This window comes from Achromobacter sp. FW305-C-28, assembly GCF_058783235.1.
In genome coordinates this window covers 149519-167683 of sequence record NZ_JBYSYL010000007.1, presented here as the reverse complement: position 1 = coordinate 167683, position 18165 = coordinate 149519, and the positions used below count along the sequence as shown (strand labels likewise).

Below are 18165 nucleotides of genomic sequence, written 5' to 3'. Positions count from 1 at the left end.
CCTAGTGCATCCAGCTTGCGGGAACGGTGATCAGCTCGGGGAAGATCACCAGCAGGACCAGCAGCAGCGTGTAGGCAACGACATAGCGCCACACGCCCCTGCAGATGGTTTCCATATTGATGCGGGCAACGCCGCAGACCACGTTCAGCACCGTGCCCACCGGCGGCGTCAACAGGCCCACGCAGCCGACCATGACGAACATGACGCCGAAGTAGACGGGGTCGATGCCGGCCTTGGTCACGACGGGCATCAGCACCGGCGCCAGGATCAGGATCGTGGGCGTCAGGTCCATCACCGTGCCCACCAGCGTCAGCAGGATGAGCAGGGCGAACATCAGCAGCTTGGGCTGGTCCAGCACGGGTTCCAGCAGCGCGACCAGGTCTTGCGGCATGTCGGCCAGGGTGATCATGTACGACGAGACCATGGCGGCGGCCACCAGGAACATGACGACGGCGGTGGTGCGTGCCGCGTTGACGAACAGCGGCAGCAGGTCGCGCACGCCGATCTCGCGGTAGACGAACAGGCTGACCAGCAGCGCGTACACGGCGGCGACCACGGCGGCTTCGGTGGGCGTGAAGATGCCGCCGCGCAGGCCGCCGATGATGATGACTGGCAGCATCAGCGCCCAGGCCGACTCGCGCAGGGCGCGCAGGCGGGCCCGCCACGGCTGGCGCGGCGAAGGCGTGATGGCGCCATGCTTGCGCGCCACCCAGGTCCATACCGCCACCAGCGTCAGACCCATCATCAGCCCGGGGGCGATGCCGGCGAAGAACAGCTTGGTGATGGAGACGTTGGTGGCGACGCCGAAGATGATGAACGAGATGGACGGGGGAATGATGGGCGCGATGATGCCGCCCGCGGCGATCAGGCCCGAGGCCTGGCCGGCGTCGTAGCCTTTTTCGCGCAGCATGGGGATCAACAGGGAACCCAGCGCGGCGGCGTCCGCCACGGCCGAACCCGACAGGGCCGCGAGCAGCACGCTGGCGAAGATCGCCACGTAGCCCAGGCCGCCCTGGATGTGGCCCACGAACATGCTGGCCAGGTTGACGATGCGGCGCGAGATGCCGCCGGCGTTCATCAGTTCGCCGGCCAGCATGAACAGCGGCACCGCCATCAGCGTGAAGCTGTTGGCGCCCGACAGCATGTTCTGCGCCAGGATCTGGGTATCGAAGAAATCAAGCTGGAACATCATGGCGATCGCGCTGAGCAGCAGCGCGAAGGCAATCGGCATGCCCAGGGCGATCAGCCCCAGCAGCACGAGCAGGAAGACGGTCAGGATCATGGCGTGGGTCCGGGCGGAAAGGGGGAAGGGGCGGCCGGTCAGGCCGCCGGGTCCTCAGGGCTGGATTCCGCCGGCAGGGGGCCGCCGGCCAGTACGCGTATCAGGTCGACCAGGGTCAACAACCCCATCGCCACGGCCGCATACAGCGCCGCGGCGTTGAACACGGCCAGCGACATCGCCGTGACGGGCAGGCGGGTGTCCAGGCCGATCACGGTCTGCACCCAGCTGCCTTCGGCCATCAGCCACAGCACCCACAGCACCAGCAACTGACAGAAGATGTGCGAGACGCGCCGGGCGGCGGGGCCGAACCGGTCCACCAGCATCGTCACGCCGATGTGCTGGTGATCGCGCAGCGCCAGCACCGCACCCAGGAAGATCATCCAGACGAACGCCAGGCGCGACACTTCGTCGGACGCGTTGATGCCGGAATTGAACAGGTAGCGCATGGCGACGTTGCCGAACAGCAGCACCACCATGACGGCCAGGCAGGCGACCATCAGCCACGTCTGCAGGCGGGCGCACCAGTCTGCGGCGCGGGCCAGCCGCGTGCCGCCGGGCCGCCCCTTGGGGGAACCATGCATGCTTGTCTCCAGTTTCCGTTTTCCGGATTTTTATGAGGTCTTGCGGCCCTGATGTTAGCGCTAACATTTTTGGTTTGGCAAGCCCCCCGCTTTGCGTCAGACTACGGGCTCGCCAACTGGGTCAGAAAGATCGATGTCCATCCGAAAGCCGCGCAGCACCCGAGCCGGGCGAGTGACCATGCAAGAGGTCGCGGACCGCGCCGGGGTCAGCGCCATCACGGTGTCCCGCGCGTTGCGCACGCCCGACAAGGTGGCCGAGGGGTTGCGCCTGCGCATTGCCCAGGTCTGCCAGGAATTGGGTTACGTACCCAACCACGCGGCCAGCGCGTTGGCGTCGTCGCGTTCGCAGACCATCGTGGTGCTGATCCCTTCGCTCAGCAATGTGGTGTTCATCGACATCATCACGGGTATCAAGGACGTGCTGGACGCGCAGGGCTATCACCTGCTGATCGGCGTGACCGGCTATTCGCCCGACGCCGAGGAAGCGCTGCTGCGCAAGTACCTGCAGCATCTGCCCGACGGCCTGATCCTGACCGGCATTGACCACAATCCGGGTGTATGGGACCTGCTGCGGGCGCAGGGCATGCCCACCGTGCACACGATCGAAACGCTGACCGGGGACGACGGCATGAGCGTGGGCTTCTCGCAGGCGGATTCGGGCTACGCGGCGTGCCGGCATCTGGTGGATCGCGGTTACCGGCGCATCGCCATCGTCGGCGCGCAGCTGGACCCACGTTCGCTGCGCCGTTGCGAAGGGGGCCGCCAGGCCCTGCGCGACGCCGGCCTGTACGACCCGTCGCTGGAAATCATGACCCCCGAGAAATCGTCCATCTGCCTGGGCGCGACCCTGATGCAGACCTTGCTGGCGACGCATCCCGATTGCGATGCGGTGTTCTTCTGCAACGACGACCTGGCGCAGGGCGCGGTGTTTCAATGCGGACGCCTGGGGGTGAGCGTGCCGGCGCAGGTGGCGATCGTGGGGTTTCACGATCTGGCGGGCACGGCGTGGACCACGCCGCCCCTGTCCACCATCGCCACGCCGCGCTACGAGATCGGCCGAGAGGCCGCGCAACTGCTCTTGCGGCAACTGGCGGGGCAGGACATCGAGCAGCCTCACGTGGACCTGGGCTTCACGCTGGTCCAGCGCGAAACCACCTGATCACCGGGGGGCGGCGATCAGCGCCGGCCCTAGTTCGCTCGGCGCAACGCCAGGAAAACCCCCGACGCCATGATCAGGCCCATGCCGGCAAGCGCCAGGCCGTCGGGCGGACGCTGGAACCAGAACGTGCTGAAACCCACGGCCAGCAGCAGCTGGAAGTAGTTCAGCGGCGCCAGCGTCGCAGCCGACACACGCTGGAACGCGGCAATCAGCAGAATCTGCGCCAGGCCGCTGCACGCGCCCAGGGCCACGATCAGCGTCATGTCGACGGCGGGGGGCCAGGGATCCGGCAGGAAGAACGGCGCGGGCAGCGCCGTGGCGATGAGGCAGATGAAGGCCGTGTAGGCATATTGCACCGGCCCGGCGACCTTGCCCGACAGCTTGCGGGTCAGCACTTGGAAGAAGGCATAGCTGACGGCCGATATCGCCATCAGCACGGTGCCCAGCACCGGCAGGTCGGACCCCGGCCGCACGATCAGCAACATGCCGGCAAAGCCCGCCGCCACGGCCGTCCATTGCGCCGCCTTGACCCGCTCGCCCAGCAGCCAGGGCGACAGCGCCACCATGATGAGCGGCGAAGTGAAGTAGATCGCCGTGGCCTCGGACAGCGGCATCCAGATCAGCGCCGTCATGAAGCAGCTGGCCACCGTGGCCAGCATCACGCCGCGCAGCACCAGGAGCGGCTTTTGCGGCGCATCGCGCAGCCGCTGGCCGCGGTGGCGCCACAGCATCGCCAGCGCCAGCGTCGCCACGGCGATGTAGCGCATGACGTTCAGGAACGGCGCCGGGTAGTAGGCCAGCAGCTGCTTGGACCCCGCGTCGAACGTGGCGAAGGCCATGAGCGCGGCGAAGAACAGCAGGATGCCGGCGCGGCGCGATCCGCCTGGCGTGGCGGCGGGCGATGTCGCGGCAGCCGATGCTGCGGCAGCCGATGCTGCGGCAGCCGGTGCTGCGGCAGCCGGTGCTGCGGCAGCCGCTGCTGCAGCGGGCGACACCGCGGCCGCCCCGGCGCCCGCCACGGGCGCCGCCGATGAAGGAAGGGTCATGGTCCGCTCAGGCGCCGCCTTCGCTCATGCCTTGCAGGAAAGCGTCCAGCGCCGGGCCGATGGCCTGGACCATGTAGCCGCCTTCCTGCACCACCACCGTCGGCACGCCCAGGCTGGCCACGCGGGCGCCGATGTCGCGGTAGGCGCCGATGTCCAGCTTGAGCACGCTGATGGGGTCGTCCTTGTAGGTGTCGAACCCCAGCGCCAGCACCAGGGCCTCGGGCGCGTACCCGGCCAGCGCGGCCAGGGCGGTGTCCAGTGCCTTCAGGAAGATGTCGTTGCCCGACCCGTGCGGCAGCGGCAGGTTCAGGTTGTAGCCTTCGCCCGCGCCGTGGCCGCGTTCGTGCGCATAGCCGGTGTAGAACGGGTAGTAGCCGGTGGGATCGGCGTGCAGCGACACGGTCATGACGTCGGCGCGCTGGTAGAAGATGTTCTGGGTGCCGTCACCGTGGTGTGCGTCCACGTCCAGCACCGCCACCTTGGACCAGCTCTGCAGCAGGCGGCTGGCGGCCGCGGCGCTGCTGTTCAGGTAGCAGAACCCGCCGGCGCGGTCGCGGTGGGCGTGGTGGCCCGACGGCCGGCACAGCGCATAGGCCAGCTTGCCGCCCGCGGCAACGTGATCGGCCGCGGCCACGGCGCTGTGGGTCGAGCGCAGCGCCGACCGCCAGGTCTGCGGGCCGATGGGGCACGACAGGTCGCTCAGGTAATACCCCGTCTGCGCCACGATGGACGGCGACGGGCAGGGGCCGCGCCCGGCCGTTTCGACGCGGCCGTTGTAGTAGGGCGACAGGTTCGGCAGCACCTCCGGGCCGGGGTCCACGCCGGGCGCCTTCAAGGCCTGCCAGCGGGCATACGCGGTTTCCAGGTAGTCCAGGTAATCCTGGCTGTGGATGCCTTCCAGCGGCTTGCGGCCGTAATCCGACGGCGCCTGGACCGTGATGCCGCGCGCCGCCAGGGCGCTTTGCAGGCTTTCGGCGCGCGCGGGCAGGTCGGTCGGCGCGCTGATGCGTCCCAGCCGCATGAACTGCTGGGGCGAATGCAGTAGCTGTTCTTCCGAGAAAAACGCCTTCATGATGATCCTTGTCGAGGGGGCGTCAGGCCGCCTGCTTGATTTCGATTTCGACGAACACGAATTCGGTGTCGCTGGGGTTGATGACGTTGTGCTCGACGCCCACCGGCCGGTAGTAGGCCACGCCGGTGGTGAGCTGGCTGGTGATCGGGCCGTCGGGGGTGTCCAGCAGCAGCGGGCCGGTGGTCTGCGGCACGACCACATAGTTCATGCCGTGACGGTGCCAGCCGGTCTCGCCGCCCGGCGGAAAGCGCCATTCGGTCACAGTGACCTGGGCGTTGTCGATCTGGACGGTCGAGGTGGCAGCGGGGCGTTGCATGGTCGAGTCTCCTGGTTGATGCCGCTTTCAGGCGGCGGCCTGCGCCTGGGTGGGATCCCAGTGCTGGCCGGGCACCGCGGCGATGAGTTGTTGCGTATAGGCGTGTTGCGGGTTGTCGAAGATCTGGCTGGGTGATCCGTATTCCACCACCTTGCCGCGGTGCATGACCAGCACCGAATTGCAGATCTGGGCAGCCACGCGCAGGTCATGGGTAATGAACACCAGCGCGATCTTCAGGCGCTGCTGCAGGTCGTGCAGCAATTGCAGCACCTGGGCCTGCACGGATACGTCCAGCGCCGACACGGATTCGTCGGCCACCAGTACCTTGGGTTCCAGCGCCAGCGCGCGCGCGATGCCGATGCGCTGGCGCTGGCCGCCCGAGAACTGGTTGGGATAGCGGTCGAACGCCGACGGGTCCAGCCCCACCAGCGACAGCAGCTCGCGCACCCGGGCCTCGGCCTGGGCGCGCGGCACGCCGTTGGCTACCGGGCCGTCGCTGATGATGCGGCCCACGGTGTGGCGCGGGTTGAGCGACGCAAACGGGTCCTGGAAGATCATCTGGATATCTTTGCGCAGCGGCCGAAAGCGCGACTCGGGCAGGGTGGCGATATCCTGGCCGTTGAAGATCAGCTGGCCGCCATTGATGCCGACCAGCTTGAGCAGGCATTTGCCGATGGTGGATTTGCCCGACCCGGATTCGCCCACGATGCCCAGCGTTTCGCCGCGGCGCACGGTAAAGCTCACGCCGTCCACCGCATGCACTTCGCGCTTGTTGCCCAGCCAGCCGTGGCCGATGACGTAGGTTTTCTTCAGGTCTTTGACTTCCAGCACGGGCCGGTCGTCGGCGGTCGCGGCGCGTTCTTCGCCGCGGCGGTGCGGCACGGCGGCGATCAGCCGCTGGGTGTACGGATGGCGCGGCCGGTTCAGCACCTCGTCGGCCGGCCCCTGTTCGACCAGTATGCCCTTTTCCATGACGGCCACCCGGTGCGCGATCTCGGCCACCACGCCGAAGTCATGGGTGACGAACATCACCCCCATGCCCTTTTCCTTCTGGATGCGTGCAATCAGCGCCAGGATCTGGGCCTGGGTGGTGACGTCCAGCGCGGTGGTGGGCTCGTCGGCGATCAGCAGCGCGGGTTCCAGCGCCAGGGCCATGGCGATCATGACGCGCTGGCGCTGGCCACCGGACAACCGGAACGGGTACACGTGATAGAGCGTGGCCGGGTCCGGCAGGCCGACGAACGCCAGCAGGTCCAGCGTGCGCTTCATGCGCTCGGCGCCGGGGTAGGCGTTGTGCACCCGCATGACCTCGCTGATCTGTTCGCCCACCGTCATCAGCGGGTTCAGCGCCGACAGCGGTTCCTGGAAGATCATGGCCATGTCCTTGCCGCGCATGCCCTGCAGGGTGGCTTCGTCCTGTTGCAGCAGGTCGGTGCCGCGGAACAGGATGCGGCCCTGCTGCGGGGTCAGGTAGTCGGGCAACAGGCCCATGATGGCGTTGGCGCTCATGGACTTGCCCGAGCCGGATTCGCCGACGATGCACAGGATTTCACCGGCATGGATGTCGTACGAGACGTCCTGTACTGCGAACGGGCGGTCGCCGCCGCTGGGCAGCGCAATGCTGAGGTTCTGGATGGAAAGCAGGGGCGTGGATGCGTTCATGCCGGTCTCCTATTCACCGCGCTTGCGCAGTTGCGGGTTGAGGGCGTCGTTCAGGCCTTCGCCGATCAGGTTGATGGCCAGCACGGTCAGCAGGATGGCCACGCCCGGCCACACGCTCATCCACCAGGCTTCGCGGATCATGGTGCGGGCCGCGCCGATCATGAAGCCCCAGCTCATCAGGTTGCGGTCGCCCAGGCCCAGGAAGGACAGCGACGATTCGGTCAGGATGGCGGTGGCCACCATGAACGAGGCCGACACGATGATGGGCGACATGGCGTTGGGCAGGATCTGCGTGCCCACGATGCGGGCCGGCGTCTGGCCGATGACGATGGCCGCCTGCACGAACTCGCGCTGCTTGAGGGTCATGAATTCCGACCGTACCAGACGCGCGGCCGGCGGCCAGGACACCACCGCGATGGCGCCCATGATGGAATACACCGACGGGCTCAGGATGGCCACCAGCACCACCGCCATGGCCAGCTGCGGAATGGTCTGGAAGAACTCGGTGAAGCGCATCAGCGCGTCGTCCACGCGGCCGCCGCAATACCCGGCGATGGACCCCACCACGATGCCGAACACCAGCGCCACGGTGGTGGACAGCAAGCCCACCATTAACGATACGCGGGCCCCCCACACCAGGCCGGCGGTGATGTCGCGGCCCAGCATGTCGGTACCGAATGGGTAGGCCGCGTCGGTGAACGGCGGGATCAGCGGGTCCGCCACCATCATCCACGGCGAATCCGGGTACAAGAGCGGCGCGGCCAGGGCCACGATGACGACGACCAGCATGATGGCCAGGCCGGCCACCGCGCCGTAGTTGCGCATATAGCGTCGGGCAAAGGGGCTCATGCCGAGGCTCCTTGTTGGGCGCCCGCGCCGATGCGCGGATCGATCAGCCGGTACAGCACGTCAGTCAGCAGGTTGAACACCACCACCATGATCGAGGTCACCAGGAAAATGCCCAGCAGCAGCTGGTAGTCACGCTGCAGCAGCGCATCGAACATCAGCCGGCCGATGCCGGGCCACGCGAAAACCGTCTCGGTCAGCACCGCGCCGCCGGCCATCTGGCCCAGCTGGATGCCGGCAAACGTAATGACGGGCAACAGCGCGTTGCGCAGTACGTGGGCGCGGATGACGCGGCTGGGGCTGACGCCCTTGGCGCGCGCCGTCTTGACGAAGTCCATGCCGATGACCTCCAGCATCGACGCCCGGGTCAGCCGCACGTAGACGGCCATGAAGAAGCAGCCCAGCGTGACGGTCGGCAGGATCAGGTGCTGCGCGATGTCGGCCGCGCGGGCCCAGCCGGTCAGGCCGGCGCCCACGGTTTCCATGCCGAAGGCCGGCAGCCAGCCCAGCACCACCGAGAACAGCAGGATGCCCATCAGCGACAGCCAGAACAGCGGTGTGGCGTAAAGCAGCAGGGCGCCGGTCATGACCGAGCTGTCGATCCAGCGGCGCTTGTTGCGGTAGCGCGCCTTGGCAGCCACCACGCCCAGCAGCACGCCCAGCACGATCGAGAACACGAAGGCGCAGGACATCAGCAGGAAGGTGGCGGGCAGGCGCTCGACGATCAGGTCCAGCACCGGCACGTGGTTGCGGTAGGAAAAGCCCAGGTCCAGCTGGACCACGCCTTTCAGGTACAGGAACAGCTGCGTCAGCACGGGCTTGTCCAGCCCGAACGCCACGCGCAACTGTTCGACATAGGCGGCATCGCCCGCGCCCGCCTGGCCCGCCAGCACGGCGGCGGGGTCGCCGGGCGCCAGGCGGATCAGGAAGAAATTGATGATGACCACGCCCAGCACGACCACCAGGGCCTTGCCGATGCGGGATACGAGGAAAGACAGGAATTTCATGCTCAAGGTCCTCCGTGGACGGGCGCGGGTGTCCGTCGCGCGGCCGGGCGCCGCCGCCGGGGTGCCGGCCCCGGTGGCGGTGTGCGGCGCTTACTTCTCGATGTAGACGTCGTCGAACGATTCGTTCAGACCGATGGCGGTCTTGACCAGGTTCTTGACGTTGGCGCGATACAGCGTGGGAAATTCCATGTCCACCAGGAAGCCGTTGGCGACCTCGTTGACCAGCGTGGTCTGCAGTTGCGTGTAGAGCGCCTGGCGCTTGGCCGGGTCGACTTCGGACGCCGCCGCTTCCCACTGCTTGTCGGTCTCGGGGTTGCTGTAGCCCTGCACGTTGGCAAACGGCGAACCCTTGACGATGTTGGACGAGATGTACAGGCGCTGCACGCCCAGCGCGGGGTCGCCGTACTGGTAGGTGAAGTTGGTGGTCAGGTCGAAGTCCCAGTTGCCGGTGCGGCTGGCCCAGCCGCCCGCATCGGTCGATTCCAGATTGACCTTGAAGCCCAGCTGTTCCAGCGCCTGCTTGGTGTATTCGCCCAGGCGGTCCCAGGTCGAGCCGTACGGGAAGCTCAACTGGCGGATGGTGTAGTCACCGGGCTTGATGCCCGATTCCTTGATCAGCTCGCGCGCCTTCTTCATGTCGAACGCCATGGGCGGCATGTTCTTGTCATAGAACATCTCGGTCGTCACGAACGGGCTGGTGGACACCTTGCCCAGGCCGAAGAAGATGTTGTTGACCACCATGTTGCGGTTCATCGCGGCCATGACCGCCTGGCGCACCTTCAGGTTGTCGAACGGCGGCTTGCGCATGTTGAAGATCAGGTAGGCCTGGGGCGAAAACATCTCCCAGCCGGCCGTGGTGTATTCCACCTTGGGCAGCGCGCGCAGGCGCTTGATGTCGACGTTGTCGACGTCGCCGCCGCGCAGCACGTCCACGCTGCCGCGCTCGAACGCCACCGCGCGCGAGGCCGCATCCGGGATCACGTTGAACACCAGTTCATCCAGGTAGGGCATGCCCGGCTTCCAGTAGTCGGGGTTGCGCACCAGCTTGATGTATTCGCCGCGCTTCCATTCCTTGAACATGAAGGGGCCGGTGCCGACGGGCTTCTGGTTGGCCGGATTGGTCATGTAGTCGGTGCCGGCGTAGATGTGCTTGGGCATCATCGGCGCAAAGCCCGGCTCGAACATCAGCATGAAGGCCGGGAAAGGCGACTTCAGCTTGATGACCACGGTCTTGGGGTCGGGCGCCTGCACCGAGTCGACGAACTTGTTCAGGATCACGCGGGCCCGCGCATGGGTCTTGGGCAGCATGTCCGAGAGCGTGAAGACGACGTCGTCGGCGGTGAACGGCTTGCCGTCATGCCATTTGACGTTGTCCTGCAGGTGGAAGGTGTAGGTCAGGCCGTCAGGCGACGCTTCCCACGATTTGGCCAGGCCCGGCTGCGGCTTCAGGTCGGTGGAGTAGGTCAACAGGCTTTCGTAGATCTTGCCGGCGACGAACTGGGTTGGGCCCTGCTGGTTGATGGCCGTGACGATCACGGGCGGTTCGGGCTGGACGATCATGTTCAGCGTGCCGCCCTTGGTCTGGGCCAGGGCCTGGGTGGCGGGCAAGGCGGCGGCCAGGAGCAGGGCGCCGATGCTGAGGGAGAACCATTTCTTCGATTTCACTGCGAGCCTCCGGGCTGGAAGAGTGTCAATCAGGTGGGCGCCTGTTTACGCGGCGCGTGCCGGCTATGACAAGCAAACCTCGTGCCACCTGGGTTTCTCAGGGAACTGCGGGTGGAGCTGCTACAACAATGCTACGTTCAGGTGCAAGTACGGCGCCGCGCACCAATGCGGCGAAAACAGTGCACGGCCCGGGGCCTACAGGCTGATGTCGATCCAGGTGGTCTTCAGGTCGCTGTACTTGTCCAGCGCATGCAGCGACTTGTCGCGTCCAAAGCCCGATTGCTTGACGCCGCCGAACGGTACGGTGATGTCGCCGTCGGCATAGCAATTGACCCAGACCAGGCCGGCGCGCAGCCGCCGCGACAGGCGATGCGCGCGGCCCAGGTTGGCGGTCCAGAGCCCCGCGCCCAGGCCGTAGGCCGAATCGTTGGCCAGGGCGATGGCTTCGTCTTCGCTGCGAAAGCGTTGCGCGGTCAGCACCGGCCCGAAGATCTCTTCCCGAACCAGCGCGTGGGTGGCGTCAACGCAGTCGAAGATGGTGGGCTCGATGTAGAAGCCGCCGCTGTCGGTGCGCACCTGGCGCCCGCCGATGCGCAGCGTGGCGCCGTCGGCCTGGCCGGCTGCAATGCGCGCCATCACCGACTGTGTCTGGCGCTCATCGACCATGGCGCCCAGCGTGGTGTCCGGGTCCAGCGGATTGCCGGGCCGCATGTCGGCGGCGTGGCGCGCCACTTTTTCCATGAAGGTGTCGTAGATGGCGTCGTGCACGTACAAGCGCGAGCCGGCGATGCACACTTCGCCCTGGTTCGAGAAGATCGCCAGCGCGGCGATCAGCGCGGCGCGGTCCAGGTCGGGGCAGTCTTCGAACACGATGTGCGGCGACTTGCCGCCGCATTCCAGCCAGACCCGCTTCAGGTTCGACTCGCCCGAATAGGTCATGAAGCGCTTGCCGGTGGCGGTGGACCCGGTGAACGCCACGCAGTCCACGTCCGGATGCAGGCCCAGGGCCTGGCCGGCGACGGGGCCGGTGCCGGGCACGACGTTGAAGACGCCGGCGGGTATGCCGGCATGCTCGGCCAGCGCCGCCAGCCGTAACGCGCTCAGCGACGACTGTTCGGCCGGCTTGAGAATGACGCTGTTGCCGGCGGCCAGTGCAGGCGCCACCTTCCAGGCGGCCATCAGCAGCGGGTAGTTCCAGGGCACCACCGCGGCCACCACGCCGACCGGTTCGCGCGTCACCGTGGCCAGCACGTTCTGCCCGGTGGGGGCGATTTCGTCGTAGACCTTGTCGATGGCCTCGCCGTACCAGGCATAGCACTGCGCGGTTTCGGGCAGGTCGAAGGCCAGCGCGTCGCGGATCGGCTTGCCCATGTCCAGGGTTTCGATCAGGGCCAGCTCTTCGCCGTGGTCGGTGATGAGCTGCGCCAGCTTGAGCAAGCGGGCCTTGCGTTCGCGCGGCGGCAGCCCGGACCAGACGCCGCTGTCGAAGGCGCGGCGGGCTGCGGCGACCGCGCGGTCGACGTCGGCCTGGCCGCAGGCGGCCACGTCGGCCAGCTTGCGGCCATCGATGGGGCTGGTGGCGACGAACGTGGCGCCGTCGGCGGCATCGGTATAGGCGCCGTCGATGTAGGCCTGGCCGCGCAAGGTCAGCGAGCGGGCCCGGGCCTGCCAGTCGTCAAAGGTATAGGGGGTCATGGCGGTGTCCTTGTCGAGTCAGCGCGTGCTGTTGGCGCGCGCCACCATGGCGTCCAGCAGCACGTTGCAGCCGGCTTCCAGGTGGCCGGGCTGGGCGTCTTCGATTTCGTTGTGGCTGATGCCGTCTTTGCATGGCACGAAGATCATGGCCGTGGGCGCCACCGCCGCCATGTAGACGGCGTCGTGGCCGGCGCCCGTCACGATGTTCATGGCCGCGAGGCCTCGCTGGGCGGCTCCCTGGCGCACCTTGTCCACCAGGTCCGGATCGAACGGGGTGGGGCGGAAGTACTGCACGTCCTTCACGTCGACCGTCACGCCATGCTTGTCGGCGATCTGGCGGCAGGCGTCGCGCCAGGCGGCATCCATGCGGGTCAGCGTCGCTTCGTCTTCGTGGCGCAGGTCGGTGGTGAAGCGCACCTGGCCAGGAATGACGTTGCGCGAACCTGGGTGGGCATGGATCTCGCCCACGGTGCCGCGGCCGTGGGGTTGATTGGCGTTGGCGATGTTGACCACCGCCTGCAGCAGGTAGCTGGCGGCGAACAGCGCGTCGCGGCGGATGCCCATCGGCGTAGGGCCGGCGTGCATTTCCATGCCGGTCACCGTCACGTCATACCAACGCAGGCCCAGCGACCCGGTCACCACGCCGATGACTTTTTCTTCATGCTCCAGTATCGGACCCTGTTCGATGTGGGCCTCGAAATAGGCATCCACCGGGCGGCCGCCCACGGGGTCCGGCCCGGCATAGCCGATGGCCTGCAGTTCGTCGCGCACCGCGATGCCCTTGGCGTCGCGCGCGTTCAGCGCCGTTTCCAGCGGGAACTTGCCAGCGAACACGCCCGATCCCATCATCACCGGCACGAAGCGCGAGCCTTCCTCGTTGGTCCAGATGGCCACTTCCAGCGGTGCCTCGGTCTGCACGCCCGCATCGTTCAGCGTGCGCATCACTTCCAGCCCGGCCAGCACGCCGTAGCAGCCATCGAACTTGCCGCCGGTGGGCTGCGTGTCGATGTGGCTGCCGGTCATGACCGGCGGCAGCGCGTCGTTGCGGCCGGCGCGGCGGGCGAAGATGTTGCCCACCTGGTCCACGCGCACCGTGAGGCCGGCGTCGCGCATCCAGCCCGTGACCAGGTCGCGGCCCTGGCCGTCCAGCGCGGTCAGGGCCAGGCGGCAGTTGCCGCCCTTGGGGGTGGCGCCGATCAGCGCCAGATCCATCAGGGATTGCCAGAGACGATTGCCGTTGACGGATAGGGAAGAAGTCATGGATGAGCCTCGTTCGGGTCAGTGGGAGGGCACGGCGGCTTGGCGTGCCAGGGCCGCGGCGCGGATGGAGGTAAGCGTCTGGCCGGGCGCGATGCCGTCAGCGTCGTAGCGAATTTCCAGCAGCGCGGGCCGCTGTTCGCGGTCGGCGTAGGCCAGTGCGCGGTCGAACGCCGCGGCGAAGTCCTCGGTGCGCTCGACGGCTTCGCCATAACCGCCGTAGCCGCGCACGATCTGGGTGAAGTCCGGGTTCTCGAAGCCCAGCGCGATGGGGCGGCCGGGGAATTCGCGTTCCTGGTGGGCGCGGATGGTGCCCCACATGCCGTTGTTGAACACCAGCACCACGATGCCCAGCCGGTATTGCTGCGCCACGCCCAGTTCCTGCAGGTTCATCTGGAAGCAGCCGTCGCCGGCATAGCAGACCACGGTCTTGCCGGGATGCTCCAGCTTGGCGGACACGGCTGCCGGCAGCCCGTAGCCCATGGCGCCCACGGTAGGCGCCAGGCTGGTGCCGGGACCGGTGAACTGGCGGTAGCGGTGCGGATACAGCGCGTAGTTGCCGGCGCCCACCGTCACGCAGGCATCCGCGGGCAGGCGCTGATGGGCTTGGGCGGCGATCGTGTCCAGGCTCAGCGGTCCTGGCGCGGGCAGCGGCGCCAGCGAATCCAGATAGTCGCCATGCGCCTGGCGCACAGCGTCGCCGCGGGGCTGGGCGTGGCCCGGCTGCAGGCGGGCCACGGCCTGCGCAAAGCCCGTCACGCTGGCGACAATGGCCTGGGTCGGTGCATACACGCGGCCCAGCTCCTGGGCGTCGGGATACACATGAATCAGCTTCTGGCGCGGCTGCGGGCTTTGCACCAGCTGGTAGCCCTCGGAGGTGGCTTCGCCCAGGCGCGTGCCCACCGCCAGGATCAGGTCGGCCGACTGGATGCGAGCGCGCAGCGCCTCGGTCATGCCCCAGCCCACTTGGCCCGCGGCGTTGGCATGGCGCTGGTCAAAGCACTCCAGCCGGCGCCAGGCCGTGCCCACCGGCAGTTCGAAGCGCTCGGCAAAGGCGGCAACCTGGCCGATGGCCTCGCCCGTCCAGCCGCTGCCGCCCACCACCATGACGGGGCGTTCGGCGGCATCGAGCAACTGCCGCAGGCGATCCAGGTCGGGTTCGCCCGGATGCGCCACGATGCGCGGGTAGGGTGGCAGGTCGGGCACCGATGCGGTCCCCCAAAGCGTGTCTTCCGGCAGCGCCAGCACCACGGGGCCTGGGCGGCCGCTGGTGGCGGTGGCAAAGGCGCGCGCCACGAATTCGGGAATGCGGTCGGTGCGGTCGATCTGCGCGACCCACTTGGCCATCTGCCCGAACATGCGGCGGTAGTCGATTTCCTGGAAGGCCTCGCGTTCGTAGAAGTCGTTGCCGACCTGGCCGACGAACAGGATCATCGGCGTGGAATCCTGGAAGGCGGTGTGCACGCCGATGCTGGCATTGGTGGCGCCCGGCCCCCGGGTGACAAAGCACACGCCCGGTTCGCCGGTCAGCTTGCCGTAGGCCTCGGCCATGTAGGCCGCGCCGCTTTCCTGGCGGCAGACGATGGGCTCGATGGCGCCGTGGTGTTCGTTCAGCGCGTCGATGCAGGGCAGGTAGCTTTCGCCCGGAATCATGAAGATCCGGCGGGTGCCATGGATGCGCAATTGCTGCATCAGGATCTGGCCGCCGTTGCGGGTAAGCGGGGATACAACTGTCATGCAAACACTCCGAAGTCTTCCCGCAGGCGGGCCAGGATGCCGATCAGGTGGGCGTGCATGGCATGCCGCGCGCGGATCGGGTCGCGGGCCAGGATGGCCGTCAGGATGCGTTGGTGTTCGGCGTGGGCCACGGCCCACACCTTGGTGTTGACGAAGTAGTCCTGCATGCGGCTGAACACCGGGCTGGCCAGGCTCAGGTCCCACAAGTGCGCCACCGACGAGGCCAGCGCCGCGTTGCCGCAGGCGGCGGCGATGGCGCGGTGGAACTCGCGGTCATGCAGGCCGGGCGAATCCGTCAACGACATGCCCTCGTGAGCCTTGCGAATGCCCGCAAGCTGCGCATCGGATCCCTGCTGCGCAGCCAGCGCGGCGCATTCGGGTTCGATCAGCATCCGCGCCTCGAGCAGGTCGAACGGGCCGATCTCGTCCAGGGCCGCCGACGAGGGGGCGGCGCTGTCCCGGGCGGCCGTGACGAACACGCCCGAACCCACCCGTACCTCGACGTAGCCTTCGATTTCCAGGGCGATCAAGGCTTCGCGGATCGACGCGCGGCTGACCTGCAATTGTTCGGCCAGTTCGCGTTCGGAAGGCAGGCGGCCGCCCCGGGGAAAATCGCCCGCCCGGATGCGGCCGGCGATCTGGTCGGCAATCATGCGGTACAGGCGGGTAACGGCCACGGCTTGGAAGGTGTTCATCAACGGCTGCGTCAATCTCATGGTCTAGTGGTCAGGCCACTCATGTGCAAAGCTTGTCATTGAAATCAAACAAAAAATAGGCCTATCAAGGGAAAACGATCAGAGGGGTTTCCCGTCTTTCTATCTGGTGGTCAGGCCAGTTACGGATGACCCGTGCGGCCGCTAGCGCTTTACATTTTTCGAACAATTGCCGAACAAAACCCCTGCGCGTGTGACAACTGGCGAACCCGATAATCGCTGCGTCCCAAGGCGGGGCGACATGGGCGGGGCATTGCGTACGCCGGAAACAGGAGAATGGCGTGCAGCATGGGGAATCCGCGGCGGGAAAGCCGGATCTCTGGCGTATCGGTATCGGCATGGCGGTCTTCGCCCTGGCTTGGCTATGGTTGTCCGACCGTGCCGTGCTGGCCCCGCCGACCGACAACATCGAACAGCTGATATGGGTCCGCAGCCTGGAATGGGGCTACTACAAGCATCCGCCCCTGCCCACCTGGCTGCTGTGGCCGGTGGTGCAGCTTCTGGGCTGGACGGCCTGGGCTACCTACCTGCTGGGGGCGGCCTGCACGTTGGGGGCCTTCGCGTTGATGTGGGGCATGCTGCGCGGCATGCGGGGCGAGGCGTATGCCGCCATCGCCGCCCTGGCAGGCTTGTGCATCACGTTCTATAACGGCCGGCTGCATTTCTACAACCATGAAATCGTCCTGATTCCATTGGTCGCGGGGTGTGCGGCGGCTTGCTGGAAAGCCTATTCCTCCCGCAAGATCGGCTGGTGGATCGTATTGGGCATCTGCCTGGGCCTGGGCGCCCTGGCCAAGTACCAGATCGCCGTCGCGGGCCTGGCGGTGCTGCTGTTCTGGCTAAGCCAGAAAGCCTGGCGGGATCCCATGCACGTCTTTGGCTTGCAGGTGGCGGGGCTGGCGGCGTTGGCGCTGTTCGCCCCGCACCTGATCTGGTTGATCAGCCACGACTTCAAGCCCCTGCAGTACGCCATGACTTCGTCCCTGGCCGCCGGCTTGCCGTGGGGGGAGCGACTGCATGAAATCGCCAATTGGTGGGGCGACCAGCTGTTCAACCGCGCGTTGCCGGCGTGGCTGTTCCTGGCGGTGTCGTGGCTGCTGGGGCGCCGCGCACGCCGGGCTGCCGTTCAGCCGCCCGCAGCGGCCACCCGCGCCGACGCGGCCAGCCGTGCCTTGCTGCTGTCCTTTGGCCTGACGCCGCTGCTTTTCGTCAGCGTCATGACGCTGGTCTCCGGTTCGCACATCCAGCTGCATTGGGGCACGCCGTTCCTGCTCTTCATCGTGCCTGCCGCCATGGAACTGGCACGGGGAGTCTGGGCCGGGGCCGTGCAGCTGCGCCATGCGGTGTGGGTCTTCCTCGTGATCCAGCTGCTGCTGATGGCGCGCGTGGAACTCATGTCGCCTACCGGCGCGGGTCTGCTGCGCCGCGCGTCGGACTGGCGTTATTTCGATGCGCAGGCGCTGGCCGACACCCTGCATGGCCGCGCCGTGACCGAACTGGGCGGGCCGGTCAAGGTGATTTCGGGTTCGTGGGCCGAGTCCGGCGCGCTGGCGCTACGCCTGCCCGAGAAGCCTGTGGTGTTGATCGATGGGCAATTTCAATTCAGCCCCTGGGTGCGGGCCGACCTGGTGGCCGAGTGTGGCGCGTTGGAATTGTTGCGGGCCAGGACGCCGCCCGATGGATTTGATCCGGTGGGGGCGGCGTTTCCCCGGCTGTACTGGCGCATCAGGCGTCCGGCCGCTGCGTGCGGCGCAAGGGTGGCCGGCTGACGGCAGGGGAAGGAAAGCGGGGCGTGACCGCCTGGCTCAGCCTTCTTCGCCGGGTTCGGGCGTCTGGGTAAACGCGCGCACCATGCGGGCGATGCCGTCCAGTTCGTCGTGGGCGCCAACGACCCAGTCCGGCTTTTCGAACGGGCTGTCCGACGGCGCCTTGTCCAGGTTGGCCTTCAGGTCGTCAAGCAGCTCCAGCGCCATGTCGGTGGCCTGGGGGCTGCTGCGGGTGGAAAGGGCGATGGCAATCGCCAGGGCTTGGCGCAGGGCCAGCAGGCGGCCGTCCAGTTCGGTGTCCACGGGGGTGTCCTTGTCGTGTAGGGGAATGACCGCATTTTACGGGCCGCCCGCCATGCCA

At 67.3% G+C, this 18165-nt stretch carries 16 protein-coding genes; 2 read left to right on the top strand and 14 right to left on the bottom strand.

Features of this window, described 5'->3' with window-relative positions; all coding sequences use genetic code 11:
- Position 1: 1 nt before the first annotated feature.
- The gene (locus tag AC3WMR_RS18625; protein ID WP_492265687.1) at positions 2-1282 is read right to left on the bottom strand and encodes a TRAP transporter large permease; all 1281 of its coding nucleotides are present in this window, start codon (positions 1280-1282) and stop codon (positions 2-4) included.
- Between the two features lie 38 nt (positions 1283-1320).
- Entirely contained in the window at positions 1321-1863 is a 543-nt protein-coding gene (locus AC3WMR_RS18620) for a TRAP transporter small permease (RefSeq protein ID WP_492265686.1), read from the bottom strand.
- Between the two features lie 133 nt (positions 1864-1996).
- Here AC3WMR_RS18620 and gntR point away from each other — a divergent pair, with 133 nt between their 5' ends.
- Entirely contained in the window at positions 1997-3022 is a 1026-nt protein-coding gene (gene gntR / locus AC3WMR_RS18615; protein WP_492265685.1) for an HTH-type transcriptional regulator GntR, read from the top strand.
- A gap of 29 nt (positions 3023-3051) precedes the next feature.
- Here the strand turns inward: gntR and AC3WMR_RS18610 are convergent, their stop codons facing one another.
- The 11 genes from AC3WMR_RS18610 to AC3WMR_RS18560 all read right to left on the bottom strand — a co-directional run bounded on the left by AC3WMR_RS18610 (position 3052) and on the right by AC3WMR_RS18560 (position 16020).
- A complete protein-coding gene (locus AC3WMR_RS18610) occupies positions 3052-4068 on the bottom strand; it encodes a DMT family transporter (RefSeq protein ID WP_492265684.1) in 1017 nt (338 codons plus the stop codon).
- Positions 4069-4075: 7 nt separating this feature from the next.
- A complete protein-coding gene (locus AC3WMR_RS18605; protein ID WP_492265683.1) occupies positions 4076-5140 on the bottom strand; it encodes a histone deacetylase family protein in 1065 nt (354 codons plus the stop codon).
- 22 nt (positions 5141-5162) lie between these two features.
- Complete coding sequence (locus tag AC3WMR_RS18600) at positions 5163-5456, bottom strand: cupin domain-containing protein (RefSeq protein WP_492265682.1); 294 nt, start codon at positions 5454-5456, stop codon at positions 5163-5165.
- A gap of 27 nt (positions 5457-5483) precedes the next feature.
- Entirely contained in the window at positions 5484-7118 is a 1635-nt protein-coding gene (locus AC3WMR_RS18595; RefSeq protein WP_492265681.1) for an ABC transporter ATP-binding protein, read from the bottom strand.
- A 9-nt stretch (positions 7119-7127) separates the two neighbouring features.
- Complete coding sequence (locus tag AC3WMR_RS18590; RefSeq protein ID WP_025135336.1) at positions 7128-7967, bottom strand: ABC transporter permease; 840 nt, start codon at positions 7965-7967, stop codon at positions 7128-7130.
- Complete coding sequence (locus AC3WMR_RS18585) at positions 7964-8971, bottom strand: ABC transporter permease (protein WP_492265680.1); 1008 nt, start codon at positions 8969-8971, stop codon at positions 7964-7966. Before AC3WMR_RS18585 ends, AC3WMR_RS18590 begins: the two co-directional genes overlap by 4 nt.
- 90 nt (positions 8972-9061) lie before the next feature.
- Positions 9062-10636, bottom strand: coding sequence for an ABC transporter substrate-binding protein (locus AC3WMR_RS18580; protein ID WP_492265679.1), 1575 nt, complete (start codon positions 10634-10636; stop codon positions 9062-9064).
- 195 nt (positions 10637-10831) lie between these two features.
- On the bottom strand, positions 10832-12331 hold the full coding sequence (locus tag AC3WMR_RS18575; RefSeq protein WP_492265678.1) for an aldehyde dehydrogenase: 1500 nt from the start codon (positions 12329-12331) through the stop codon (positions 10832-10834).
- 18 nt (positions 12332-12349) lie between these two features.
- Complete coding sequence (locus tag AC3WMR_RS18570; protein WP_492265677.1) at positions 12350-13591, bottom strand: Zn-dependent hydrolase; 1242 nt, start codon at positions 13589-13591, stop codon at positions 12350-12352.
- Positions 13592-13609: 18 nt separating this feature from the next.
- Positions 13610-15325, bottom strand: a complete 1716-nt coding sequence (locus AC3WMR_RS18565; RefSeq protein WP_492265676.1) for a thiamine pyrophosphate-binding protein — start codon at positions 15323-15325, stop codon at positions 13610-13612.
- Complete coding sequence (locus AC3WMR_RS18560) at positions 15322-16020, bottom strand: FadR/GntR family transcriptional regulator (protein ID WP_492265675.1); 699 nt, start codon at positions 16018-16020, stop codon at positions 15322-15324. The genes AC3WMR_RS18565 and AC3WMR_RS18560 overlap by 4 nt, the downstream gene beginning before the upstream one ends.
- Before the next feature lie 299 nt (positions 16021-16319).
- Here AC3WMR_RS18560 and AC3WMR_RS18555 point away from each other — a divergent pair, with 299 nt between their 5' ends.
- Positions 16320-17807 (top strand): ArnT family glycosyltransferase, encoded by a 1488-nt coding sequence (locus tag AC3WMR_RS18555; RefSeq protein WP_492265674.1) that lies wholly within the window; start codon positions 16320-16322, stop codon positions 17805-17807.
- 36 nt (positions 17808-17843) lie between these two features.
- On the opposite strand, the gene AC3WMR_RS18550 is transcribed toward AC3WMR_RS18555, so the two are convergent.
- Positions 17844-18107 carry a hypothetical protein gene (locus AC3WMR_RS18550; RefSeq protein ID WP_492265673.1) on the bottom strand — a complete coding sequence of 88 codons (264 nt, stop codon included), beginning with the start codon at positions 18105-18107 and terminating at the stop codon, positions 17844-17846.
- Positions 18108-18165: the final 58 nt, after the last annotated feature.